Genomic DNA, 25,658 nt, shown 5'->3' on the forward strand with positions numbered 1-25,658 from the left:
TACAATATCATATAATATATAAGATAAATATTACAGGAGTGACAATTTTGTCTAAAACCGTAGCCCAAAACGAACTTTCTGATAAAGACTATAATCTTATTTCCAATGCATCTTATAAAATAGATTACTATAGAATTTCTAGTGAAATAGAAATTAGTAAAAATAAGACCATGTATGTCATTGATTATAAAGAAACAACTAAAGGTCTTAATGCACTAACTATCGTTTCCGAAGAAGATTTTGATCGCTCCGATGGAGGAAAAGACCTCACAAAAATCAAAAACGCCGTCATCGCCTACCGCGGCTCAGAACCGATTGGGGCAGGCCAATATAAAGATACCATTAAAAAACATGGAAAAAAAGAGTCAGATGATCTTCTTTCTACCATTTTGACAAAGCTGCCTCCTTTTAGCCAGTCACAGACGTCAAAGGAAGTCACGACGAAGGTGACGACAGGGACAACGACCTATACAAATGAGATTGTACAAGATTGGTTGATTTCAGATACGAAGTATTTGATTAAAAATATCCCTTTTGAACACGGCGCAGAGAATCAAATGGTGCAGGCGGACCGGTATGCGAAAGAGATCCATAAGAAAATGCCGAATGCGAAGATGTATGTGACAGGGCATTCACTTGGCGGGTCAAATGCTTCTTATGTTCTTGTCAAAAATGATTTTATTAAAGGCGGGGTCACCTTTGAGAATCCGAATATTTACCCAAATCTATCGGATGGTCTGCAAGCCAAAGCATTAAAAGGTGATTACCGTAGTAGATTAACAGAATATATCAATCTCAATGACGGGCTATCTCTCTTAAATCGTCATACGACAGAAATCGGTCGTGTGAAAGTGATGTATGATGCCGCTTTACCTGAAGGCGTCGATTACACTGAGGACTCCTCAAAAGCCGTCCAATTTATGAAAAATCTCCTCAATCGGGCAATGAGTGTGAATCCTTCACTTGATGCGAATTTATTTCTTGAAGCCCTCGCCGGCAGCCATGGCTTAGACCGGTATTCCTTTTCGTCAGATGGCTCCGTTCAAACCATTGATGATATGTTGAGAAAAAACCCTTCTCTCACTGCCGCCATGTTACATCAATTGAGCCAATCAAATGTTCACCCGCAAAGTGTGGTAGCGATTTTAATCAAGTCGCATGTTCTTATGAACACAGGTCGTACATTCTCCACATATGCCGAGCACCATATGCAGCAAATCATTCGCAAAATTGAGAAACTCGATGACAAAGTGGATCAATCAGTGGAACGCGTCCGTTCAAGATACAAACAAATTGTCGGTTTTGGCTCGTATGATCAGCTGACGGCTTCAGATGTGGATGCTGTCATTCGCCACTTAAAAACAGAGGGTCTTGACAATGAGTTCTATTCAGTTAAAAAGTATGATGCAGCGATTGATCATGCGATGGATATGAAAAGGTGGATGGACTCAATATCAGATGATATGAGCCAGCTAGGAAAACAATACCACGATGCAGATACGGCCCTAGCCAAGAACATGGGTATTTCTTAAGGAGAACGATAAATGGAATTTTCAAAGAAACAACCAACAGATGCAGATCGTTTTTTGCAAAGAATGACAGATACGCATACATCAAGCTCCATTTTCTCAAAAGCAAACTTTAACACGGAAGACATGACACCAGCAGAGCTGGCTGCTTTGAAAGCAAAGATCAAAGAAGAACAGAAAACAGCGCTGATCAGAGCCATCCGGCATCAACTTCAAAATGAATTTGCAGAGGATCGTCAAGAAGCCAAAAAAATAGTAGATCTAATTGATGACCTTCTGATTAACGTGTACAAACATCAAAGGAACATCCAAACCCATATGTCAGGTGAAGCCATTGACGCGTTAATAGAGAAAATCGAAAAAAGACTCACATTTTTTGAGCTGAAAGAAGATGTTCAATCAGCCATTGATTCGATCGGCATTTAAATGAACCTTCTATCCGGTGAATCTTTTCCCTGTCTCACTCGTATATACTAAAAGAGTGATTGATTTGAAAGGAGATCTGTTTGTGGGATATATGTTGTTATTTTCGGTTGTGATCGGTCTTGTCTTGACCCTTTTGCTCACACCACTCAGGTTGATCGTTAGAAAGAAAGGGACCGAACAACAGGTGCCCCTTATGTGGATTGCAGGACTTGCCCTGCTGTTCATCATCGGGATTTTCGGCTTCTACTACATCACCAATTTAGACCGCAACCCATCATCACTGTGGCTCATTGGACTTGTTGTGACAGCAGCAGGTGCCTTTTTATCAGTGGGATTGGAGCGAAAGATCAAAGGCGTATTATTTCTCATTTTATTGTTGCTCGGTGTTTATATGGCAACCGCTTTTCTATTTAATGCAAATGAGAAATTCGACGTGTCTAAAATGGAGCAAAAAGTCGAAATCAAAGCGTTCGATGAGACAGAGACACCTGCGAGTGTACCACCGCAATTTGCTCGCAATAAGATGAAGAAATCGTTCGGACAGGTGCCAAACACGAGTTACTACGAGCTTGGCAGCTTGCAAATTCAGAAGGTCAATGGTGAGTATGTGTATATCGCACCCGTCGAGTTCTCCGATTTCTTTAAATGGATTCGTTCTGGTAGCACACCGGGTTACTTTACATTAAGTGCGACCGACTCATCTGCCAATCCAAAGTTTGTGAAAACCGAGATGGTCTATACGCCTTCTTCCTATTTCAATAAAGAAATTGAGCGGCATATCCGTCTTCAGTATCCAGACTTGATTTTCTATGGAGACACGCAGCTAGAGATCAATGATGATGGCAAGCCTTATTACATCCAAACATTTGGAGATTTCATCTCTGCACGAAACGGGTTTAAAGCTTCAGGTGTGGTTGTTGTGGATGCCAAAACGGGTGAAACGAAGAAATACGCCTTAGACAAAGTACCAGCCTTTATTGATGGCGCTGTGTCACCAGAGGCCGTCAGTCTGCAGAATAGTTACTTCGGCAACTATGTACATGGTTTCTGGAACAGCCTCTTTGGAAAATCAGATGTGAAGCTGCCTTCTGATGAGGGGACTGAAGCCAATGTAAGTCCGGTGTTTGATTCAAAAGGGGATATGTATTACTTCACAGATTTCACGAGTCCAAAAGAGGGCGTTGATTCCATGCTCGGGTATGCACTAACAAATGCCCGAACAGGAAAAGCCACGTATTATACGGGTAATCTTGAAGAATCCTACATGGATTCACAGGGAGCTTTGCAAATTATTGAGAAACGATTTATCGAGAAGAAATGGAAGGGCCGCATGCCGATTCTTTATAATTTCTATGGGGAAGCAAGCTGGCTTACACCTGTTCTCGATTCAAATGGGTTCCTGCAAAACTACTTTATTGTTTCGGCAGCCAATCCTGAAATCGCCGCATATGCTTCTACACCAAACGAAGCACTAAGAGCCTATAAAACAGCTCTTCAAAAAGGCGGCGGTACCGTCAATAGTTCATCGAAGCAAGAAAAGAAAGAGTCAACAGGTAAAGTGAAGAGGGTGTATAAGGAAAAGACAGGTGATTATACAACCGTCACCTTCTTACTAGACGATGGGAAAAACTACACGATGTCATCTGAAAAAGAGCCTCTTATTATTTATTTAAAAGAAGGCGATCAAGTCACCATGAAGTACACAGATACAGGTGAGATTTTCCTACCAGTCGATGAAATCAACATCAAAGGATTATAAAAAAAAGACGTTTCTCCTACTGCGGAGAAGCGTCTTTTCTCTCTTTTCTCAACAACTCAACAAGCAATTCCTTATTCTTATTCCCACCTGTCATCGGGGATTCAACATAGGAAAATGTCCGTTTAAAGTCCATTCCCCTCACAGAAATGACAGCCAATTCCCCGCCAATGCTGCCCCGCTGGAGCACATATTTAGATAAAACAGACAGCCCCATTCCATGAATGACAGCTTCTTTAATCGCTTGATTGCTGCTAAATGTCACAAAGGTCCGCGCTTTCAGTCCATTTGATTTCAGGACGTGCTGTAAGTATTCTCCTGTCCCAGATCCTTCTTCTCTTGTGATCCATGTTTCATTTTGCAATTGATCAATGGTGACATCCTTTTTCTTTGCAAACGGATGGTCTAATGGTGCAACGATATACAGTTCATCCTCTAGAAACGTTTCCACAGAGAGTTCTTTGTCATTGGTTTGTCCTTCGATCAGTCCGATGTCGACATGGAATAAGCGAACATGTCTGGCAATCGCCTCTGTATTATCAATGACTACCTCAATATCAACATGCGGATAAAGCTGATGAAATTGCGCCAAGATTTGCGGCAACACATACTCCCCAATGGTAAAACTCGCTCCAATCGTGAGCTTCCCTCGTGCCAGATGATGATGCTCATAAATATCCTGCTTCGCCTGTTCATATAAACGAATGATTTGTTTTGATCGATGGTACAGCATATCCCCAGTTGGCGTCACCGTTAATTGCTTTGGCGAACGATTAAGCAGAACAGTCTGAAATTCCTGCTCCAAGTTCTTAATGTGAAGACTGACACTCGGTTGAGAAATCCGTAGCTTCTGAGCTGCTTTTGTAAAGTTTTTCTCTTCTACCACTGTCACAAATGTCTTCAGTGCATCATAATACATCTGTCCCTCTCCTATCAGAAATCTTAATCCTACATCTTCAATACATATATCTTACTAATTCCTTTCCAACTCGTAAAGAACAGCCTAAACCAATCAATTTAATAAAAATATTTACTAATTTTTTTAAAGACTCTATACTGAAAGGAGATATTTTCTATAGGAGGTGCTGACTTGGCAGCTAAAATAAAGGACATTGCAGAAAAAGCCGGATTATCCATCGCCACCGTGTCTCGCGTACTGAACCAAGATCCCAACCTATCGGTTACGGATCAAACACGTGAGAGAGTATACGCGGCAGCAGAAGCTTTGTCCTATCAAAAAAAGACATTCAAACATTCACTAAAAAAAATTGCCTTTCTCTATTGGATGACAGAAAAAGAGGAGCTTGAAGATATTTATTTTAAATCCATTCGTCTAGGCATTGAGGAACTCACCAATACCAGAAGCTTAAATGTTACCGCTTACAAACCGTCTGATGGTCTTCAATCGATTGATCCTTCTACAGAAGGCATCATCGCCATCGGTCGATTTAAAAAAACTGAGCTTGATCAATTATATGCGATCACAAAACACATCGTCTTTATTGATACATCACCAGATGAAGACCGCTTTGATTCTGTGAAACCAAACCTGAAACGAATTGTTGAAAAGATTATTGATTCTTTTATCGAAAAACACCACACATCCATCGGATTTATTGGCGGGACAGATCTTGATCTCAATACAAATAGGCGTATTCCAGATATTCGTGAAACGACCTTCCGCCAGTACATGACAGCACACAACAAACTGGATGAACAATTGGTCTATATCGGTCACCACTTCTCTGTAGATGAAGGCTATTCATTGATGATGAAGGCGATCGACGAGCTCGGTGATCACCTGCCAACCGCTTTTTGTGTCGCAAGTGATCCTCTTGCGATAGGCTGTTTACAAGCATTAAATGAACGCGGTTTTTCTTTACCAAATCGAGTGAGTGTCTTTAGTATCAACGATATTCACGTCTCTCAATATGTGTCACCACCGCTCACAACTTATCACATCCATACCTCTTTACTTTGCGAAACAGCTGTCGATTTACTTTTAGAAAGACTTGTTGATGGCAGAACATTACCAAAAACCGTGCTGATTGCCTCAGAACCTGTCTTTCGGAAAAGCACGATATAAACAGCTGGAAGGCCTGCCGTATATGGTGGGCTTCTTTTCTCTTTATTTCAGTAAAAAATTTTACTTAATAAATTTAATAAAATGTGTTTACTTTTTTTACTCAAGTTGATATTCTCACATTAAGAAAGCGTTTTCTTATCATCTGTGAAAAAAGAACGAGAGGGGATTACGAATGAAAAAGGGAAAATGGGCGACATTATCGGCAGTCGTTGGTACTGCTGTGCTGCTACTGTCAGCATGCGGACCAGGAGATGACAATTCAAGCGGTACACAGCCAGCATCTACAGGTACAAAGACCTTGCTAGTGTGGGAGGATGTCAAAAAGTCTGATGGGATTCAAGACGCCGTCAAAGAATTTGAAAAACAAAACGACGTGAAAGTCAAAGTAGTCGAAAAAGCATATGCCGACCAAATTGAAGCGCTTCGTCTTGATGGCGCAGCCGGCACTGGTCCAGATGTCATCACCATGCCTCACGACCAAATTGGATCAGCTGTCACAGAGGGATTGTTACAAGAAATCAAACCAGATGAAAAAGTGATCAATTCCTTCACAGACGAATCGATTCAATCACAAACGGTAGATGGTAAGCTGTATGGCCTGCCAAAATCCGTTGAAACCACTGTGCTTTTCTATAACAAAGACCTTGTCAAAAAGGCACCCACGACACTCGATGGCTGGTATGACCTTTCGAAAAAGCTGACAAAGGACGGGAAATACGGTTTTGTTGCGAAGTGGGATGAAATTTACTACGCACAAAGTGTATTAGGCGGATCAGGGGGCTATATTTTCAAACAGAAAAACGATGGGTCTTATGACGTCAATGATATTGGTCTTAATAACGATGGTGCCATCGAAGGCGGAAAATACATTCAGACATTCTTTAGCGAAGGACTTTTCCCGAAAGGCATCATTGGTGAGCAAGGAATCAATGTCCTCAACTCCTTATTCACTGAGAAAAAGGCTGCGGCTGTGATTTCTGGTCCATGGTCATTTGGTCCTTATAAAGAAGCGGGTATCGACTATGGCGTGACAGAATTGCCAACACTCCCTAACGGAAAACATATGAGCTCATTCTTAGGTGTAAAGAGCTACAACGTCTCCTCTTATTCTAAAAATAAAGAACTTGCCGAGAAATTTGTTGAGTTTATCACGAACGAAAAAAATTCGAAAAAGCGCTTTGAAGTAACAGAGGAAATTCCACCAGTGAAAAAGCTGATGAAAGACCCAGTCATTACTGAAAACGCTAATGCGGATGCTGTTTCAAAGCAAACGAAATATGCCACGCTGACTCCGAACAATCCAGAGATGGCAGAGGTGTGGAAGCCGATTGACAGTGCATTAGGACTGATTGCGACTGGCCGTACCGATGTGAAAAAGGCATTTGATGACGCGGTCAAACAAATCGACTCGCAAATTAAAGCGAATCACTCCAAATAAACATCAAGCGCAGGTAGCTGTTCATCTATCATGCTGCCTGCACTTGATCTAATTTCATATGAAGTAGGTGTTAAACGTGACGGGTAACCTTGAACTAGACCGCACACACATAGTGGAATCAAAGACACACCGGAGACGGGCGCTAATGTTCTCTCTTATACCCGGGATGGGGCAAATATACAACAAACAGTATGGCAAAGGGGCACTCTTTTTCCTGTTTGGCGTTTCTTTTCTAGTTGTGTTTTATGATTTATTCAATATTGGCTTCTGGGGGCTGTTCACACTTGGTACGATGCTGCCTCGTGACAACTCTGTTTTCCTTTTAGCAAAAGGAATTATTGCACTTTTAACAGCTGGATTTGGCATCGGTTTTTATGTACTCATGATACGAGATGCATTTATGAACGGAAAGAAACGTGATCAAGGGGTTCCGCTTCATTCCATCCGTGCTCAATACCATCAGCTCATCGATCAAGGCTTTCCTTACTTAATGAGCACTCCTGCTTTCTTTTTACTTCTATTCTCTGTTGTCTTTCCTATTATGTTCAGCTTTGCGCTGGCCTTTACAAACTATGATTTATACCACTCGCCTCCTGCCAATCTCATTGATTGGGTAGGCATCAAAAACTTTCAAAATATCTTTTCAATCGATATTTGGAGAGACACATTCATTGATGTACTGGGCTGGACGGTCGTATGGACGTTGGCTGCATCGACCCTTCAATGTGCTGTCGGCATTTTTCTAGCGGTTCTGCTCAATCAAAAAGATTTAAAAGGAAAACGGTTTTTCAGAACGATTTTGATTCTGCCGTGGGCTGTTCCAGGATTTGTGACCATTTTGGTGTTTGCTGGATTGTTTAACGACACGTTTGGTGCGATCAACAATACCCTTTTTGCATCGATTGGAATTGATCCAAAACCATGGCTGACAGATCCATTTTGGAGCAAAATTGCTCTTATTGCGATGCAGACTTGGCTTGGTTTTCCTTTTGTGTTCATTATGACAACCGGCGTTTTGCAGGCCATTCCTGAAGATTTATACGAGGCTGCAACCATTGATGGGGCAAATTTCTTTCAGAAATTCCGTTCCATTACATTACCGCTTGTCCTCTATTCAATTGCACCTATATTAATCACGCAGTATACGTTTAACTTTAACAACTTTAATATCATCTATTTATTTAATGGCGGAGGACCGCCTGTGGCTGGCTCAACTGCTGGGGGAACGGACATCTTGGTTTCTTGGATTTACAAACTGACGATGCAGTCTTCTCAATATGCACTCGCTGCCGCTGTTACGATCTTACTGTCGATCTTCGTCATTGCCATTGCACTTTGGCAGTTTAAGAGAACGAATTCATTCAAAGAGGAGGACATGATGTGATATGGGATCAAAACAAAATAAGCTCATTCGCCTGAGTATCACCTATTTCATCCTTTTCATTGCCTCCGTTTGTATTCTATATCCACTCCTTTGGACGATCGGCGCTTCCTTTAATCCCGGGAACAGCCTGATGAGCACAAGCATGTTTCCGAAGAATCCAACGTTCAGCCACTTTACAGAACTCTTCTTCGGTCAGGGAGCACTTTATGCAAAATGGTATTGGAACTCAATGAAAATCAGTATTGCAACTATGCTCTTAACGTTGATACTTGTCAGCTTTACAGGTTATGCCTTTTCTAGGTTCCGATTCAAAGGACGGAAAAATGGGCTGATGCTCTTTTTGCTGCTGCAAATGATTCCTCAATTTTCAGCGCTAATTGCCATTTTTGTATTGGCTCAAATGCTTGGACTCATTAACAGCCATCTTGCATTGATTTTGATTTATGCAGGCGGACAAATTCCAATGAATACGTATTTAATGAAAGGCTATCTTGATGCGATTCCAAAGGATCTCGATGAATCAGCCAGAATGGATGGCGCAGGGCATTTCCGGATTTTCATCCAAATTATTATGCCGCTTGCCAAGCCGATTTTAGCCGTTGTTGCCATCAACTCATTTACAGGACCGCTGGGTGATTTCATCATCTCTAGTGTCATTGTCCGCTCACCCGAAATGTATACGCTCCCAATCGGTCTATACAATCTTGTATCAGACAAAATGGGTGCCAGCTACACGACCTTTGCAGCCGGGGCTTTACTCATTGCGATTCCAGTTGCTTTATTGTTTCTTGTTTTACAAAAACAATTTGTATCCGGCCTCACACAAGGCGGGACAAAAGGATAAGGGGAGATTTGATGAAGAAATGGTTGCTTGTCACTGTTGTCGTTTTCTTTCTGATGGGATTAGGTATTCTGCCTGAAGCAAAGGCTGATACGATTTCGGTGAAACCGATCAATGGATTGCAAGGTGATTTCATCAAAGGAGCCGATATCTCCATGCTCGCAGAAGTGGAGCGAAGCGGCGGCAAATACTACAACCAAAACTGGCAGCAGGTTGATCCGCTCAAGCTATTAAAAGAGAAAGGTGTCAACTATGTGCGCATTAGACTCTGGAACCATCCATACGACAACCAAGGCCGTGCCTATAACGGCGGGACAAACGATTTAAATACCGCCATTGCTCTATCGAAACGTGCAAAAGCACAAAACATGAAAGTGCTGCTTGATTTTCACTACAGTGATTTCTGGACCGATCCCGGTAAACAGTTCAAACCGAAAGCTTGGACCAATCTCTCGCAAAGCGATTTAGAGAAAGCGGTTGGCACTTACACAAGCGATGTACTTAAAGCGATGAAAGCACAAAATGCCCTACCAAATATGGTGCAGGTCGGGAATGAATTGAATTCAGGTATGCTTTGGCCGAACGGAAAAAGCTGGGGTGAAGGCGGCGGTGAATTTGACCGACTCGCTGCTTTGCTAAAAGCGGGGACAAATGCTGTCCGCTCTGTCGATTCAAACATCAAAGTCATGCTTCACCTTGCACATGGAGGAGACAATGGCGCATCTCGCTGGTGGTTTGATGAAATCACCAAACGAGGCGTTTCGTTCGATACGATCGGTTTATCTTACTACCCGTATTGGGACGGGGGATTTAGCGGTCTTACTACCAATATGAATGATATTAGCGCCCGCTATAACAAAGATGTCATCGTGGTCGAAACCGCCTACGGCTTTACAACAGCAAATGGTGACAACCTCGATAACTCATTTAACCAAGATTCAGTCAATACGGCCGGTTATCCAGCATCACCACAAGGGCAGGCATCTTTTATACGAGATCTATCAGAAAAAATTTCACAAGTGAAAAACCATCGCGGGAAAGGGTTCTTTTATTGGGAGCCGCTTTGGATTCCAGCAAAAGGTGCTCCGTGGTCTAGTCAATACGGGCTCGCTTATATTCAAACAACCGGGACAGTCGGGAATGCTTGGGAAAATCAGGCCATGTTTGATTTCAACGGAAAAGCCCTGCCTTCTCTTGATGTATTTAAACAAATGACACCGTAATTAAACAGATAGGACGTGACAAAATGGGAAAGCATTACCCACTCGTTCACCCAAATGTGAAAGGCTTTTTGCATGGTGGCGACTATAATCCTGATCAATGGCTCCATATGCCGGAGATCATTGACGAAGATTTTCGATTAATGAAGCTTGCACACTGTCAAACATTCTCTATCAATATTTTCGCTTGGAGCAAGCTCGAGCCAAAAGAAGGGGAATATGATTTTGCCTGGCTGGATGATATCATGGACCGCTTGGCAGCGCAGGGAGCTCACGCCATTCTCGCCACGCCAAGCGGAGCAAGACCTGCTTGGCTCTCGCAAACATATCCAGAAGTCTTACGCGTTGAAGCAAACCGCCAGCGCAACTTACACGGACTTCGCCATAATCATTGCTTCACCTCACCGGTTTATCGAGAAAAAACGAATACACTCAATCGTTTGCTCGCTGAACGCTACAAGGATCATCCAGCGCTGATCATGTGGCACATTTCAAATGAATATGGCGGTGAATGTCATTGTGATCTTTGCCAAGAAGCATTTAGAGACTATTTGAAAGACAAATACAACCATGACCTTGAAGCTTTGAATCAAGCATGGTGGACGGGATTTTGGAGCCACACCTTTACCGATTGGTCACAAATCGAGTCACCAGCCCCTCATGGCGAGCACATGATTCATGGCATGAACCTAGACTGGAAGCGTTTTGTCACAGCACAAACGATCAATTTTTATCAAAATGAAATTGAACCGCTACGAGAATTAACACCTCATGTGCCAGTAACCACCAATTTTATGGGCGACTATCCGCATATGCGTCCATTTCTTGGACTGGATTATCATCAATTTGCAAAAGAAGTCGACGTGATCTCATGGGATAGCTATCCAGCATGGCATAGCGGCAGAGAAACCACTGCAGAATTAGCGTCAAACGTCGCCTTCGTTCACGATTTGTATCGTTCATTAAAGGGCGGTCAGCCGTTTCTTGTGATGGAAAGCACACCAAGCCTCGTGAACTGGCATGAAGTGAATAAGGTGAAGCATAAAGGAATGGCACACCTCTCTGCCATGCAGGCGATTGCCCACGGGTCCGACTCCGTCCTTTATTTCCAGTGGAGACAAGGTCGAGGCGCCTCTGAAAAATTCCACGGCGCTGTTGTGGATCATTCAGGACATGAACACACGCGTGTGTTTCAAGAAGTCGCTGATTTAGGAAAACAGCTGGAGCAGCTTCAGCCGATTGCGGGTACATCCGTTCAACCAGAAGTCGCCATCATATATGATTGGGAAAACCATTGGGCAATTGATGATGCGCAAGGCTTAAATAATACCAACAAACGCTATGTAGAGGCTTGCCAAACTCATTATCGAAGCTTCTGGAAAAAGGGCATCCCTGTTGATATTGTCGGGATGGAAAAGGATTTCTCATCCTATCGAGTGCTTGTTGGACCAATGCTCTACATGATCAAACCAGGCGTGGCAGAAAAGATCGAAGCATTTGTCAAAGAGGGCGGCATTTTTGTGGCAACATACTGGAGCGGCATGGTCGATGAAAACGACCTCTGTTTCCTTGGTGGTTTCCCCGGTCCTCTCCGCCATGTACTTGGTGTTTGGGCAGAGGAAATCAACACATTGATGCCAGATGAACACGTTTTAATGACCACAGGAAATGGACGCACTTATCATGTCGGGCAATATTGCGAGTCCATTCATCCTGAAACAGCCTCTGTGTTAGGGCATTTTGAGAATGGCTGCTATGAAGGACAGCCCGCCCTTACTGTCCGTCCATTTGGCAAAGGGAAAGCATACTATATGGCTTCTGAAAATGAGCAGGCGTTTTATGATGATTTTTACGAAGACCTTATCACAGGAATAGGCATACAACCGATCCTATCCTCTTCGATTCCAGAGGGCGTCAGTGTCCAGAAACGAACAGATGGATCGCAGGACTTTGTGTTTATGATGAATTTTACAGAACAGCAACAGAACATTTCACTAGATTCAGCGGAAAGCTATGAAAATATGCTGACTGGACAGCATACATCTCAACAGTTACAACTGAATCCTTACGAATACGTTATTTTGAAAAAATAGCGTGAAAGAAGCGTCCATCCAAAGGGCGCTTTTTACTTTTAAGTGAATCTAAATACCTATAAAATCTCTTCCGGTAGTAGATTACCAATAGAATCATTATTTTTTATCTAAATTTTTTGACATATTGAACACCGCGCCACGATTGGATTCACCATCCTTTTTTACCATTGTATAGGTATGAAAGCGGTTGCCTAATACTCATATTTTTGATACTCTTTTTTTCAATGCAGATGTGGGACTGCATTGGTATAAAAACAAACAAATGTAAACGGTTTATTGTAGGGGGAGGGGCTTATGTTAACGTTTGTTGGATTGTTGATTATTTTAACGATTGTTGTTTTGCTGATTTGGGGGAAAGCGAGTCCAATTGTCGCCATGGTCATGGTGCCTTTAATAGGGGCGCTCATCGCGGGATTTGGTATCAATGACATTCAAACTTTCTTTGAACAAGGGATTATCAAAGTATTGCCAGTGGCGACCATGTTTATCTTCGCCATTTTATTTTTTGGCATTTTACAAGATACAGGGTTCTTTGAACCTGTAATTAAAGCATTAATCAAGCTGACAAAAGGAAATGTTGTCACAGTTGCGATGGGAACTGCCTTGATTGGGGTCATCGCACACTTAGACGGAGCAGGAGCTACCACCTTTTTATTAACTGTACCTGCACTGCTTCCGCTTTATAAAAAATTACATATGAGTCCTTATTTATTGCTTTTGTTAATCGGGACAAGTGCTGGATTAACCAATATGATTCCATGGGCTGGCCCCACAGGACGGGCAGCAAGTGTTCTAAATATGGACCCATCTGAACTGTGGGCACCGCTTATTCCCATTCAGCTGATCGGGGTCGTGCTCGTATTAGGAATGGCATTCATTTTAGGAAAAAGAGAAGAAAAACGAATTCGGGTGAAAATCGCCGCAAATGAAGTAGCCGCTGTCCAATTAGAAGGCGCCGATTGGGATCGTGCCATTCAATCGATCAGCGAAACAGGCGATGCGTCTTTAAAGCGTTATCACTTAATGTGGGTCAACCTCATTCTATTTTTAGCTGTTGTTGTCCTTCTTGTGCTGAACGTGATTCCTGCTAGCTATATGTTTATGATTGGTCTTTCACTAGCACTTCTGATTAACTTTCCAAATGTGAATTTACAAATGGAGCGAATAAAGGCACATGCCCCAAGTGCACTAATGATGGCAGCTGTAATTTTCTCCGCAGGTTCTTTTTTAGGAATTCTTGAAGGAACGGGCATGCTAAAGGCGATTGCAGTGGACAGTATTCACATTTTGCCAGCTTTCTTACTGCCATTTTTACATATCATTGTGGGGATATTTGGGGTTCCGCTTGATATGCTGACAAGTACGGATGCTTATTATTATGCACTTCTGCCGATTGTCGAATCGATTACATCAGAGGTTGGTGTGTCAGGGACATCTGCAGCATACGCCATGATGATTGGAAATATCATCGGCACCTTTGTCAGCCCCCTTGCACCTGCTGTATGGCTCGCCATCGGTCTTGCAGGGGTCGATATGGGGAAACATATCCGCTACTCGTTCTTTTGGATGTGGGGGTTCAGTATCGTTTTACTCATCATCGCCAAACTGATTGGCATCATATAAAAAAGAAAGACATGCGCAAACCAGCGCATGTCTTTTTCTTTGAATTATGAAGGATATTCACTCGTGTGAATGTCTGTTTTTGGTTTTCTAATTAGTGACATCAATCCAACGATTAGCAACAAGATCATCGGAACGAAAGCAAGACCAACAGTTCCAATTAAAAGAGTCACAGCGGAAACCAAGAAAAGAATACCAGAAAGCACGGCACGGCGGTCTGTTTTCAAGACAATCACACCAACAAGGGCTAAGACAGCCGCAATTGCGGAAACGACCATAAACTGAACGCCAAAGGCATGAACCGATGCCTCAAGTGTTTCAACTGGCAAGGCACTGCCTTCCTCTTTTAACACTTCATTCAATTCTTCATAAACTGCTGGGTCCACAGAGAGCATCAATGCCCCAAAACCAACACCAATTACGTTGAGGACAATACTGATAATCCCCATAATTTTTTCACCTTTACGCTTAATCATTGATAGAAACCTCCTAAAAAGTTAAATTAACCTGTTTTTACTTCTCGCTTTTGGAAGACGATTAAAGCAACCGCCAAGAAGATGGCCCAATAAATGACTAGGACCGTTAGTGAGAATCCTAGGGACATGTCTTCGATAAAAGTAGGTGTTTCTGCGAAATACTGTGCAGGATCGTTGGCAAACAATAAGTATTTCGCCCAATCAAAGAAGAACATCAAAATGCTTGTGATGGATGCTCCGACAACATAGGCTAATACACTAATCGCTATGGAAATGGCCTCACTTCTAAACACCGTTGAGATGGCAAAAGAAAGTGTCCCTAATACAACAAACATAGCACAATGCGCCAAATAATAAGAAACCATATTTGCAAACTGAGACCGTTCAATGACTTCACCATTTTGATAAGCCAAATACACATAATCATTGTTTAGTCCAAAGAATATCGCACCTAAGATAAAGGATAAGATAAATAGGACAGCGATCAGGAAAAGTGAATATAGTTGAACGGTAAAGTATTTAGACAAAAGAACCTTCAACCTGGATGGCGGACGAATCAGTAATAATTTAATTGTACCATGCTTATATTCAGCCGAGACAATTGTGGCTGCAATAATAATCACAAATACACCGACCAGCTGAAGCAAATTAGCATTTGTTTTCACATAAGTCCATGCATTTTTACCGAATTGATCGGCTGGAGGTAAATCATGTTTGATTCGATACTCATTGATCGCTATTTCGGTTTCAAGGGATCTCTTATAAAAGCTTATATTATCCTCTTTCAATTCTTGCTTCTTTGCTTTATTGATTTCTTGCAACTCAGTTTTCCAATCACCGGATGCTTGATCTCCGTCATTTGTCTTAACAGCAAAAATCAACGTCGCAATCATACCTAAAACAAGAAGCCCAACCATAATCCAAGTACCCACACGATAACTGATTTTCATCCACTCGTTTTGAATGAGGCGAATCATACGTCTGCCTCCTTTTTACCTGTTAAGCTTAAGAACTTATCTTCTAAGGTTTGTTTTTCTATTTTGATTTCGTACAAATGAATAGAAGCTTCACTCAAATGACGAATCAATTTTGGCATTTTCTCTTCTAGGATGGAGAAGAATAAGTACTGCTCCTCTTCTCTAACTGTGATGCCTTCCTCAAATGCTTCAATGAGCTTTTGAGCTTCTTCAAACTCACTTGATGCTACTTTCATTCGATAATTGACCAAATCATCCTGCTTCGTCTCCGCACGCTGATCCTCAATCGCAATCAGCTTTCCTTTTTGGATAATGGCGAAACGATCACACATCAATTCCATTTCTGACATGAGGTGACTTGAAACAATGACAGCAAGCCCTTCTTCCTTTGCCAGCCTTCTCAAGTAATCTCGTATCATACGAATTCCCTCTGGATCTAGTCCATTGGTCGGCTCATCTAAGATTAGCAGTTTCGGTTTATGTATCAATGCCTGAGCAATCCCCAAACGCTGCTTCATTCCTAATGAAAACGTACGGACACGCTTATGCTTCACATGCTGCAAACTAACTAGTTCTAGTAGTTCATCAATTCGACCTTCATCCACTTTTCCATTCATTCTGGCAAAATGAACAAGGTTTTGTCTTGCCGTTAAATGATTATACATTTCTGGATTTTCAATAATTGCACCGACATCTTGGATGGCATGCTGATATGAGGTTTGAATACTATGACCATTAATCAGAATGTCACCGGATGTAATGGGAGAAAGACCGACCATCATGCGAATGGTTGTCGTTTTTCCTGCGCCATTCGGTCCTAAGAAGCCAAAGACTTCGCCCGCTTGGACAGAGAAACTCAAGTCTTGAACAATCTTTTTCCCGCGAATATGCCTAGATACATGTTGCAGTTCTAAAACGTTCGTCACGTTACCTCTCCTTCTTTGTCTAAGTATCATCTATCATCTATTTCCTGATAAACACCATGATCCGTCAAAAATAGAAGAACACTTCCATATGGTACAGCAATGCCCAAAAGTTGTGAAGGGGATTAGGCAAAATTTAGAGAATCATCTGCCTTTTTTAAGGTAGAGTTAAGAAAAGCGTGAATTTTTATAAGAAAAGAGGCTTGATTTTTTAAAAAAAGAATGATTTTCAATAGGTACATATGTATGAAATGATGTTTAAGATTATACCTTTCACCTATAAATATCGAAATAAAAAAGAGGCTGATGATCGACAGCCTCTTTTCATATATTATACTTTCTTCACAAACTCCGATTTTAACTTGATCGCGCCAAAGCTAGGAATTTTACAATCAATGTTATGATCGCCTTCGACTAAACGAATCCCTTTGACCTTCGTCCCTATTTTTAAAACCGAAGAAGAACCTTTGACTTTTAAATCTTTAATCACAGTGACCGTGTCACCATCACTTAATAGATTTCCATTCGCATCTTTGACAACAAGCTGCTCCTCTGCCGCTTGTTCTTGTTCTAGCGACCATTCATGCGCACATTCTGGACAAATAAGCATGCTGCCATCCTCGTATGTATAGGTTGAACTGCACGATGGACAATTCGGTAGATTAGACATTTGTGTTTCCTCCAACTTTTTTTCATTTAGAACCATTTTACCACATTTCTATAGAAAGGAATGTGATAGAAAAGGAAACATTTTTCATCATTTACTTATCTCTTCCAAATGTCATGACAGCCGCAATATTCCTTGCTGTTCTCTCTACATACACACTAGCATCATGCATGGCTTCAGCCAGAGTCGTGACGCCAGGGACAATACTAAAAAGTGCATCAATGCCATGATCATGTACGACTGCACTGTCTTTTGAGAGGGACCCAGCGATGCCAATGACAGGGAGTCCATATTGTTTCGCAGCTTTGGCTACACCGATTGGCGTTTTGCCGTAAATGGTCTGCTGATCAATCCGACCTTCCCCTGTAATGACTAGGTCAGCGTCCTTTAGTACGTCAGCAAAATGTACGGCTTTCAGTACAATATCGATTCCCTTTTGCAGATCAGCCTGTAAAAAGCCTAATAAACTCGCGCCCATTCCTCCTGCCGCTCCTGCACCTGCCGCCTCACCAAAGGAGACATGAAGATGCTGCTTAGCCACTTGTGCAAAATGAGATAAATTCTTGTCCAACAGTTGAACCATTTCTGTATCTGCTCCCTTTTGAGGACCGAACACAGCAGACGCTCCTCTTTCACCCGTTAAAGGATTATCCACATCACACGCCACTTCCAGACGGACTGATCGCAATCTTGGATCCAGTCGAGATAGATCAATAGAAGCTAATTGATTCAGTGATCCACCGCCCGGCGTGAGGTCTTGGCCTGCTTTATCGAGAAAAGAAGCACCTAAACCTTGCATCATGCCAACGCCGCCATCATTTGTTGCGCTTCCGCCAAGCCCAATGATTAAATGCTTCGCTCCTTTATCCAGCGCTGCAAGCATTAATTCTCCTGTCCCTCTAGACGTCGTGAATAAGGGGTTCCGTTTTTCTGGCGGGACAAGATGTAATCCTGATGCTGCTGCCATCTCTATGACAGCTGTCTGCCCATCTCCCAACATACCAAAAAAGGCATCTACAGGTTTGCCAAGCGGGCCTGTGACCACTTGCTGGACAATGGTTCCGCCTGTCGCATCCACTAACGATTGAACTGTGCCTTCTCCTCCATCTGCCATTGGGATTTTCATATATTCTGCATATGGCAAAATAGAGCGAAATCCTCGTTCGATGGCACATGCTGTCTCATAAGCAGATAAACTTTCTTTAAATGAATCTGGTGCGATCACAATTTTCATCCAAAAACCCCTCGTTTCTCATTAAGTCCTCAGCCGAACAGCTGGAAAATACCAAAGATAATGGTCGATACCACAGTTAATGTCAAACCAATTAACGATTCAAAGGGCATTAATTTCAACCGTTCTTTTATATCCATTTGAACACTTCCCGCCGTTGCATGGAAAAAGCTTCCGTGCGGCATATGATCGAGAACAGTTGCGCCAGCGTGAATCATAGCTGCGCCTGAAAGGGCAGATACACCAAGACCAATAAGAGTTCCGCTAAATACACCACTTGCAACTGCCGTCCCTGCAGTTGTCGAAGCTGTGGCTGCCGACATAAAAATTCCAGACGTTGGTGCAAGCAAGTAAGGAGGTAATCCCGAAGCGTCAAGCGCCTGAATAAATACCTCTTTCATGGAAGAATTCGATACAATTCCAGCTAATGTGCCTGTCCCTAGTAACATGATCGCTACACCTGACATTTTATGCAGCCCTGACATCGCATAATCATTGAGAAACTTCCCTTTTTTCATGAAAAGAGCGCCAACAATTCCTCCTATTGGTAAGGCAATCATTGGATCAATATTTATTTGAAACAACGGTCTTAAGGCTAACAAGAGAATGGTCACAAGCGGGCCTATAAGCGCTTGTAGAAAACCAGGTACTTGAACCTCGCCTTGGTCAGCTCCCTCTTCCAAAACAGGTGTCCCTTTATTCGCAAGCTTTTTGGCTAATACGTACGTGACGGCTATCCCGAAAATAGCCGGTATGACACCTGCCGCCATCAGGGAAGTAAGCGGTACACCAAAGGCATCAGAGGCTGCAATGGCATTCGGATTCGGTGACATGATATTCCCCGCCTTCCCTCCTCCAATCATCGCAAGTAAAATCCCCGTTTTAGAAAGTTTTGCACGCTTGGCAATGGCAAGTGCGATTGGTGCTACTGTAATGACTGCTACATCTACAAAAACACCCACCGTTGTTAAAATCATTGTTGCAAGTGCGAGTGCTAAAAGTGCCCTCGCCTCTCCAAGTTTTTTCACGATGGCCTCCGCAATAGATAACGCTGCACCCGACTCAATTAAAACCCCTGCCAGTACACCTGCCGCCATGATTCGAAGAACAGCTGGAATCATGTCCTTTGCGCCTTCCATCATGACGTTCACGGTCTGCACAACATCTACACCGCCAACCAAACCGCCAATAAATGCGCCTGCCAACATGCCATAAGCAGGTGATACTTTTCTTAAAATAAGAACAATAGCGATCACAAGCGCAGTCAATGCGCCCAATGTACTTACTGTCACATCTCCACCCATACTCCATCCCTCCTGATTGTCTTTTCTTAATTGTAAGCGTTTACCCATTGGGATCGAGTTGTGAATCCAGATGAACTTCTTTTATTTATTTCTTCTTCCAGTTGTGCAAATGCACAATTAAGACAATTGATTGTCCAATTGTGCTATGTACAGCTCCATCAACTGTTTCACATGACGAGGGTCTTTTCCGGTCAATGCCTGGATTTTATCTAAACGATATCGCAGTGTATTACGGTGAATAAATAGACGATCAACGATTCTTTGTAAATCCCCGCCCTCTTCAATGTAAACCTTTAACGTTTGAACGAGCTCCATTTCTTGTATCAGCGGATGATAAAAATCACTCCACCGTTTGCCCTCTTTAGCGGCTCTCGCTTTTATAAACAAGCTTTCAAGCTGATAAGATTCAAAGACATATATGTTTTCCTCTGGATGGAGCACCTTTCCTAACCGCAGGGCCTCTCTCGCATGCTGAAAGGACAACGGTAATTGACTCATGTCCTCAGCGACAGTTCCTACACCCACTAGCACTTGTCCATCAACTGCACCTGCCATTGTTTGTTGCAGCTGTTCGATCACATGCTTGAATTGATGGTCACATATCGGCTGTCTTAACAGGATTAATTCATGACGGAAGGTCATGCCTAGTAAATCATCCGCATTCTTATCGTATTGAATGGCATGCATCATTTTGTGTACAGTATCCTCGGACGATGGAATCGGCTGAAAAACAATAGCCATTCGCCGCTTGTCTAGATCCATTCCAAGCCAGTCAGCACGGTGCTTCAACTGATGATCACCCATGTCAGACTCGGAGATGAGCTGATTCACAATTTCACTCTCTATTCGCTGCCGCCACTGGAAGCGTTCAAGTAGAAAAGACTGCTCTAATACGAGTTCAGCTGCCATTTTCACCAGCTCGGCATGATGACGAATGTCCCCTGGCTCACCCGTAATCCCAATGACACCAACGACTTGTTCGTGAAAGCAAATAGGCAGATTGATTCCAGGTCTCACGCCTTTTAAGCGGCGGGACGTCTCCTGATCAATCTCCACACTATCTCCGCTTGACAGCACTAGACGTGCTCCATCATGTTTTTGTCCAATCCTTTTTCGTTCACCAGACCCAATAATGACACCATCTGCATTCATGACATTGATGTTTTGATGTAAAATATGCATCGTACGTTCAACCATCTCTTGCGCCAATTCACTGGTTAAAAATTGCATTCTGCATCTCTCCTGAAGGGTTTTCATTCAATGTATCATAGTGTCATTGCACAATAAATGCAAAGCTGAAAAAAACAGCCATTGACAAGGATACGCCAAAAAGTGTTTAATCAAATCAAGGGACCGACCGACAGTCTAGTCAAAAGAAAGGATGGCTTTATGAGAACCGTTAAACATCCTGAGGAACGCAAAAATGACATCTTAAATGCAGCAGAGAAGCTTTTTTCAACCAAAGGCTATCAGCAAACCACAATTATTGACATCCTCAAAGCCGTTGGCATTGCAAAAGGCACATTCTATTATTACTTTACTTCCAAAGAAGAAGTGATGGATGCAATCATTGACCGGATCATAAAAGCAGATATCATCGAGGCAAAGCGTATTGCCGCTGATCCAGATATCTCAGTGGTCGATAAATTATTTCGCATCATCATGGCACAATCTCCTAAACAGGGCAGCCATAAAGAAGGCATGATCGAACAATTTCATCAGCCTGCTAATGCAGAGATGCATCAAAAAAGCTTGATCAAAGCCATTACAGAGCTATCACCCGTTTTAGCAGAAGTCATTCAGCAAGGTGTAGAAGAAGGGATATTTCAAACGGATTACCCACAAGAAACTGTCGAATTTCTCCTCGCTTCTGCACAGGTTATCTTTGATGAGGGACTTTTCCAATGGACCACAGCGGAAAGCATACAACGGGCGCTAGCATTTATCGCAATCCTTGAAGCCTCTTTACATGCAGAAAAGGGAAGTTTCTCCTTCCTTCTCCAACGTTTAACTGGAGAACCGGAAGACAATAATCAGTGATTGGTCACTTCAATACCAATCCTGCATACATTATAGACTGACGGTCGGTCTAAAAGGAGAGTGATTTTCATGTCGTCATCAGCCAAAAATGGTTCCACCCACTTTATCTACCTCGTTCTCGGGCAAATTATTTCCGTTTTCGGGTCTTCCTTGATTCGTTTTGTTCTATCTTTACACGTCTTGGATATGACACATCGTGTTGATTTATATGCCCTGCTTTTTGCTTTATCCAATATCCCGCTCCTCCTTTCGCCATTAGCAGGAGCAATTGCTGACCGGTTTAACAGAAGAAATTTGATGATTTTATTCGATGTTCTTACTGGCATTATGATTCTGGCTTTTTATTTCTGGTTATTTTCAGGTCATGATTCACTTTATATGATTGGAGCCGTCATGATTCTCCTTGGTGTCATGAGTACATTTTATGCTCCTGCTGTGATGTCGAGTATTCCTCAGCTAGTGAAAGAAGAAAAATTAGAACAAGCAAATGGCATCGTGAATGGCGTGCAGGCCCTTTCAGGTGTTGTCGCTCCTATCATTGGCGGCGTTTTATACGGACTCATTGGGAGCCAGGTCATCATAGGTGCTAGTAGCATTGTATTTTTTCTATCAGCATGCATGCTTTTACGGTTAAATATCTCTTTCTCACCTAGCCCACTCGCAGAACCGATGACCAAAGTACTCTTGAAAGATATGAAACAAGGATTTTCCTATATCGGAAGCCAGCCATTTTTAAAAAGAGCCATGCTGCTTGCAGCGCTGCTAAATTTCATCCTCACACCATTTTTTATCGTTGGAGGTCCCATTATTTTAAGGGTCACAATGAAAAGCAGTGACATCATGTATGGAATAGGAATGGGCATCATTGAATTTGCCGTCATCGCAGGCGCCCTGCTAGTTGGGCTTGTAGCGAAACATTGGCGCATTCCTACTTTGTATCGCTGGCTGCTCGTCATCGCAGTCATTTTGCTGCCTGTTGCTTTTTCAACATCCAAGGTGGCTCTTCAATTTGGGACATTTCCAGCCTATTTTCTCTTTTTAGCAGGGTGTCTCCCAATTGCCATGCTGCTCACCATGATTTCGATCGTTGTCATCTCACATGTGCAAAAGAAAACACCCAATGCTCAATTAGGAAAAGTCATGGCCAATCTGACAATGGTCTCTCAATGTGCTGCACCGCTCGGTCAAATGATGTACGGGTTCTTGTTCAACACTTTTTCCACCAGCATGTATGTGACCGTGTTAATCGTCAGTGCCTTGATGTTTGCACTTGCCTTCCTTACAAAAAATATGCTTCGACATGAAGGAGAATCAGCCTCATGAGATTGACGTTTATCAAGAAAGACCTAACCCGCCACCGTCTCATTTCAATCGGCTTAACCCTTTGCATCATGATGACATCATTTTTAGCAACAAGCGCTGCGCAAATGACAGTCCAGTTGAATGGTTCCATTTCTGATTTACTCCAATCAGCCAAAGCACCAGACTTTGTCCAAATGCACGATGGGAGCTTAGATGAAAAAGCGGTCGATACATTTTCAAGTAAACAGTCGATGGTGAAGGCACATCAAATTGTTCCAATGATTCCGATCGAACATGTCAGCATCAAGTTCGGGCAGGAGCCTGCTCAAGCGGGTGTGATGGATCATTTATTTGTAAAGCAAAATCGCTATTTTGATTTCCTTTTAAACGAACGAAATGAAAAGCTCACTGTAAATAAAGGAGAAGTAGCAGTCCCTATTTATTTTCAACAAAAATACCACTTAAAGATTGGCGAAAGGTTACTCATTACAAAAGGCTCTCATCAATTCTCTTTTCAAATCAAAACGTTCTTACGAGATGCCCAAATGAATCCAAGTCTTGTCAGTTCAAAGAGATTTCTTCTGCATGATGCGGACTGGGCGGCACTGAATCAAGTGTTTCAAAAAAAGGAGTACTTAATTGAATTTTTATTGCATGATGCTGGTCAAGCAGATGCTTTTCAATCACTCTATCAATCATCTGAGCTGCCACAACAGGGGCCTGCTGTCACATTACCCCTGCTTCGCATGCTGAATGCCCTAACAGATGGTATGGTGATCGCCATTCTCCTTCTTGTCTGCTTTCTGCTCATTAGCATTTCTCTCCTCTCTCTTCGTCTCGCTATGACCGCCGCTATAGAAGAGGATGAACGTGAAATTGGAATCTTAAAAGTACTTGGAATCCCTTTATCAAAAATCAAACAATTATACGTTGGGAAATATGCTGTGCTTGCCTGTATAGGGTGTATAGCAGGATATTTAATGACGCTCATGTTTGGTGATTTGTTTACAGCCAATATTCAGCAATATATGGGGAATCGCCTCTCTTTTATTCATCAGGTGATCCCGCTTTTGGTGTCAATTTTGACGGCAATGATCGTCATCTCATTCAGCTATGCTGTCCTAAGGAGATTTGGACAAATATCAGCCGCTCAAGCCATTCAAGGCGGCATAAGCTCACCAAGCCATAAAAAACAAATTCCTATGCACCTCCAGAAAAACAGATTCCTCCCAGTAAATTTTTGGTTTGGTTTGAAAGATCTGTTCTCGCGAATAAAGATGTATTCAACAATTACTTGTATTATCGCGCTTTGTACATTTTTAATGTTGATGCCGATTCAGTTATGGTACACATTACAATCACCAGATTTCATCACATATCTTGGCTCTGGAAAAAGTGACCTTCGAATTGATATTCGGCAGGGAAATCATTTAGAGAAAAGTACAAATAAAATAGAGTCTATGATTAGCGAAGACCAAGACATTCAAACATCTACCGTCTATGAAACAACTTCTCTACAAGCCAAAACAATGGAGAATACATTAGAAACGCTCTATTTAGAAACAGGTGATCTTTCAGCATTCCCTCTCACCTATTTACAAGGAAGGGAACCGTTGAAGGAGGAAGAGATTGCTTTATCGGTGTTGAGTGCTGACTCACTTCAGAAAAAGATAGGCGAAAAAGTCACTCTCGCCACAAATGGGCAGCAAGTTCAAAAAATGGTTACCGGCATTTATCAAGACGTCACCAACGGAGGGAAAACTGCTAAAGCATTATCTCAGCCTTTTCCTCAATCATCCCTTTGGAAAACCATTCAAATACAATTAAAACAAGGAATAGATATGGCAGGAAAAAAAGCAGCACTTGAAACAAATATGTCTCCTGCAAAAGTGACAGATATGAAAGAATATGTGCATCAAACAATAGGAAGCACCGCATCTCTAGTAAAAGTGATTGCATTATTTTCAACCATCGCAGCTTTTGGAACAGCCAGCCTCATGTTAATGATGTTTCTACACATGTTAAGGGCGAAAGATTTAAATCGTACTCACTTGTTAAGGACGATTGGTTTTTCTCAAAAAGATTTAACCTATCAATACTTAACAAGTTTTATCGTCGTTCTCTCTATTGGTGCCTTCATTGGAGCAATCGCTGTTCATACTATTGGTCCGGCGTTAATGAGTGCAGGCGGAGCATCATTAGGAGCATCCAGCCTTCAGTGGTTAGCCCCGAAATGGGTTTGGATCGTGTATCCTCTCCTGCTGTTTATGGTGAATTTAACTGTCATCTCGTGGTTATTGAAGTCCTTTTTTTCTAGTAAAATCAGCCGTCATACACTTTCATAA

The 25,658-nt window shown here is 42.3% G+C and carries 21 protein-coding genes; 13 read left to right on the plus strand and 8 right to left on the minus strand.

Annotated elements, in window-relative coordinates:
* The first annotated feature begins 47 nt into the window (after positions 1–47).
* The 3 genes from NST15_RS18415 (at position 48) to NST15_RS18425 (ending at position 3,714) form a co-directional block, all read left to right on the plus strand.
* Positions 48–1,532: a DUF2974 domain-containing protein gene (locus tag NST15_RS18415; protein WP_108611686.1), complete on the plus strand. Its 1,485-nt coding sequence runs from the start codon at positions 48–50 to the stop codon at positions 1,530–1,532.
* A gap of 12 nt (positions 1,533–1,544) precedes the next feature.
* Positions 1,545–1,955: a hypothetical protein gene (locus tag NST15_RS18420; protein WP_041092638.1), complete on the plus strand. Its 411-nt coding sequence runs from the start codon at positions 1,545–1,547 to the stop codon at positions 1,953–1,955.
* 82 nt (positions 1,956–2,037) lie between these two features.
* Positions 2,038–3,714 (plus strand): hypothetical protein, encoded by a 1,677-nt coding sequence (locus NST15_RS18425; protein ID WP_342498728.1) that lies wholly within the window; start codon positions 2,038–2,040, stop codon positions 3,712–3,714.
* A 16-nt stretch (positions 3,715–3,730) separates the two neighbouring features.
* Here the strand turns inward: NST15_RS18425 and NST15_RS18430 are convergent, their stop codons facing one another.
* Positions 3,731–4,630, minus strand: coding sequence for a LysR family transcriptional regulator (locus NST15_RS18430; protein ID WP_017359912.1), 900 nt, complete (start codon positions 4,628–4,630; stop codon positions 3,731–3,733).
* Between the two features lie 171 nt (positions 4,631–4,801).
* Between NST15_RS18430 and NST15_RS18435 the strand changes: the two genes are divergently transcribed.
* The 7 genes from NST15_RS18435 (at position 4,802) to NST15_RS18465 (ending at position 14,396) form a co-directional block, all read left to right on the plus strand.
* Positions 4,802–5,797: a LacI family DNA-binding transcriptional regulator gene (locus tag NST15_RS18435; RefSeq protein ID WP_342498729.1), complete on the plus strand. Its 996-nt coding sequence runs from the start codon at positions 4,802–4,804 to the stop codon at positions 5,795–5,797.
* 172 nt (positions 5,798–5,969) lie between these two features.
* The gene (locus NST15_RS18440; RefSeq protein ID WP_035703994.1) at positions 5,970–7,235 is read left to right on the plus strand and encodes an extracellular solute-binding protein; all 1,266 of its coding nucleotides are present in this window, start codon (positions 5,970–5,972) and stop codon (positions 7,233–7,235) included.
* A gap of 145 nt (positions 7,236–7,380) precedes the next feature.
* Positions 7,381–8,619 (plus strand): sugar ABC transporter permease, encoded by a 1,239-nt coding sequence (locus NST15_RS18445; protein ID WP_007497272.1) that lies wholly within the window; start codon positions 7,381–7,383, stop codon positions 8,617–8,619.
* A gap of 1 nt (position 8,620) precedes the next feature.
* Positions 8,621–9,463, plus strand: coding sequence for a sugar ABC transporter permease (locus NST15_RS18450; RefSeq protein WP_007497274.1), 843 nt, complete (start codon positions 8,621–8,623; stop codon positions 9,461–9,463).
* Between the two features lie 11 nt (positions 9,464–9,474).
* Entirely contained in the window at positions 9,475–10,683 is a 1,209-nt protein-coding gene (locus tag NST15_RS18455; protein WP_342498730.1) for a glycosyl hydrolase 53 family protein, read from the plus strand.
* 23 nt (positions 10,684–10,706) lie between these two features.
* A complete protein-coding gene (locus NST15_RS18460) occupies positions 10,707–12,773 on the plus strand; it encodes a beta-galactosidase (RefSeq protein WP_342498731.1) in 2,067 nt (688 codons plus the stop codon).
* 294 nt (positions 12,774–13,067) lie between these two features.
* Positions 13,068–14,396 (plus strand): citrate:proton symporter, encoded by a 1,329-nt coding sequence (locus NST15_RS18465; RefSeq protein WP_342498732.1) that lies wholly within the window; start codon positions 13,068–13,070, stop codon positions 14,394–14,396.
* 44 nt (positions 14,397–14,440) lie between these two features.
* On the opposite strand, the gene NST15_RS18470 is transcribed toward NST15_RS18465, so the two are convergent.
* From NST15_RS18470 to NST15_RS18500, 7 genes are all read right to left on the minus strand, one after another.
* Positions 14,441–14,869: a DUF4064 domain-containing protein gene (locus tag NST15_RS18470; RefSeq protein ID WP_024720447.1), complete on the minus strand. Its 429-nt coding sequence runs from the start codon at positions 14,867–14,869 to the stop codon at positions 14,441–14,443.
* A gap of 26 nt (positions 14,870–14,895) precedes the next feature.
* Positions 14,896–15,846 (minus strand): ABC transporter permease subunit, encoded by a 951-nt coding sequence (locus tag NST15_RS18475; protein WP_007497285.1) that lies wholly within the window; start codon positions 15,844–15,846, stop codon positions 14,896–14,898.
* Entirely contained in the window at positions 15,843–16,772 is a 930-nt protein-coding gene (locus NST15_RS18480; protein ID WP_342498733.1) for an ABC transporter ATP-binding protein, read from the minus strand. Before NST15_RS18480 ends, NST15_RS18475 begins: the two co-directional genes overlap by 4 nt.
* A gap of 328 nt (positions 16,773–17,100) precedes the next feature.
* Positions 17,101–17,439 carry a zinc ribbon domain-containing protein YjdM gene (locus NST15_RS18485; protein ID WP_342498734.1) on the minus strand — a complete coding sequence of 113 codons (339 nt, stop codon included), beginning with the start codon at positions 17,437–17,439 and terminating at the stop codon, positions 17,101–17,103.
* 91 nt (positions 17,440–17,530) lie between these two features.
* On the minus strand, positions 17,531–18,670 hold the full coding sequence (locus tag NST15_RS18490; protein ID WP_008347364.1) for a glycerate kinase: 1,140 nt from the start codon (positions 18,668–18,670) through the stop codon (positions 17,531–17,533).
* 29 nt (positions 18,671–18,699) lie between these two features.
* Entirely contained in the window at positions 18,700–19,971 is a 1,272-nt protein-coding gene (locus tag NST15_RS18495; RefSeq protein WP_008347366.1) for a GntP family permease, read from the minus strand.
* 117 nt (positions 19,972–20,088) lie between these two features.
* The gene (locus NST15_RS18500) at positions 20,089–21,201 is read right to left on the minus strand and encodes a sugar diacid recognition domain-containing protein (protein ID WP_057078842.1); all 1,113 of its coding nucleotides are present in this window, start codon (positions 21,199–21,201) and stop codon (positions 20,089–20,091) included.
* A gap of 159 nt (positions 21,202–21,360) precedes the next feature.
* On the opposite strand from NST15_RS18500, the gene NST15_RS18505 reads away from it, so the two are divergent.
* The 3 genes from NST15_RS18505 (at position 21,361) to NST15_RS18515 (ending at position 25,658) form a co-directional block, all read left to right on the plus strand.
* The gene (locus tag NST15_RS18505) at positions 21,361–22,011 is read left to right on the plus strand and encodes a TetR/AcrR family transcriptional regulator (protein WP_008347371.1); all 651 of its coding nucleotides are present in this window, start codon (positions 21,361–21,363) and stop codon (positions 22,009–22,011) included.
* Between the two features lie 69 nt (positions 22,012–22,080).
* Positions 22,081–23,334, plus strand: coding sequence for an MFS transporter (locus tag NST15_RS18510; protein ID WP_060832782.1), 1,254 nt, complete (start codon positions 22,081–22,083; stop codon positions 23,332–23,334).
* Complete coding sequence (locus NST15_RS18515) at positions 23,331–25,658, plus strand: ABC transporter permease (RefSeq protein WP_060832783.1); 2,328 nt, start codon at positions 23,331–23,333, stop codon at positions 25,656–25,658. Before NST15_RS18510 ends, NST15_RS18515 begins: the two co-directional genes overlap by 4 nt.

Origin of the sequence: Bacillus sp. FSL R5-0820, assembly GCF_038593385.1 — a bacterium.
Taxonomy (GTDB): domain Bacteria; phylum Bacillota; class Bacilli; order Bacillales; family Bacillaceae; genus Bacillus; species Bacillus altitudinis.

Bases quoted from the DNA above. Each gene is read 5' to 3' on its own strand.
- NST15_RS18420 (WP_041092638.1), top strand. From the start codon at position 1,545: ATGGAATTTTCAAAGAAACAACCAACAGATGCAGATCGTTTTTTGCAA.
- NST15_RS18430 (WP_017359912.1), bottom strand. From the start codon at position 4,630: ATGTATTATGATGCACTGAAGACATTTGTGACAGTGGTAGAAGAGAAA.
- NST15_RS18440 (WP_035703994.1), top strand. From the start codon at position 5,970: ATGAAAAAGGGAAAATGGGCGACATTATCGGCAGTCGTTGGTACTGCT.
- NST15_RS18445 (WP_007497272.1), top strand. From the start codon at position 7,381: ATGTTCTCTCTTATACCCGGGATGGGGCAAATATACAACAAACAGTAT.
- NST15_RS18450 (WP_007497274.1), top strand. From the start codon at position 8,621: ATGGGATCAAAACAAAATAAGCTCATTCGCCTGAGTATCACCTATTTC.
- NST15_RS18455 (WP_342498730.1), top strand. From the start codon at position 9,475: ATGAAGAAATGGTTGCTTGTCACTGTTGTCGTTTTCTTTCTGATGGGA.
- NST15_RS18460 (WP_342498731.1), top strand. From the start codon at position 10,707: ATGGGAAAGCATTACCCACTCGTTCACCCAAATGTGAAAGGCTTTTTG.
- NST15_RS18465 (WP_342498732.1), top strand. From the start codon at position 13,068: ATGTTAACGTTTGTTGGATTGTTGATTATTTTAACGATTGTTGTTTTG.
- NST15_RS18470 (WP_024720447.1), bottom strand. From the start codon at position 14,869: ATGATTAAGCGTAAAGGTGAAAAAATTATGGGGATTATCAGTATTGTC.
- NST15_RS18475 (WP_007497285.1), bottom strand. From the start codon at position 15,846: ATGATTCGCCTCATTCAAAACGAGTGGATGAAAATCAGTTATCGTGTG.
- NST15_RS18485 (WP_342498734.1), bottom strand. From the start codon at position 17,439: ATGTCTAATCTACCGAATTGTCCATCGTGCAGTTCAACCTATACATAC.
- NST15_RS18490 (WP_008347364.1), bottom strand. From the start codon at position 18,670: ATGAAAATTGTGATCGCACCAGATTCATTTAAAGAAAGTTTATCTGCT.
- NST15_RS18495 (WP_008347366.1), bottom strand. From the start codon at position 19,971: ATGGGTGGAGATGTGACAGTAAGTACATTGGGCGCATTGACTGCGCTT.
- NST15_RS18500 (WP_057078842.1), bottom strand. From the start codon at position 21,201: ATGCAATTTTTAACCAGTGAATTGGCGCAAGAGATGGTTGAACGTACG.
- NST15_RS18505 (WP_008347371.1), top strand. From the start codon at position 21,361: ATGAGAACCGTTAAACATCCTGAGGAACGCAAAAATGACATCTTAAAT.
- NST15_RS18510 (WP_060832782.1), top strand. From the start codon at position 22,081: ATGTCGTCATCAGCCAAAAATGGTTCCACCCACTTTATCTACCTCGTT.
- NST15_RS18515 (WP_060832783.1), top strand. From the start codon at position 23,331: ATGAGATTGACGTTTATCAAGAAAGACCTAACCCGCCACCGTCTCATT.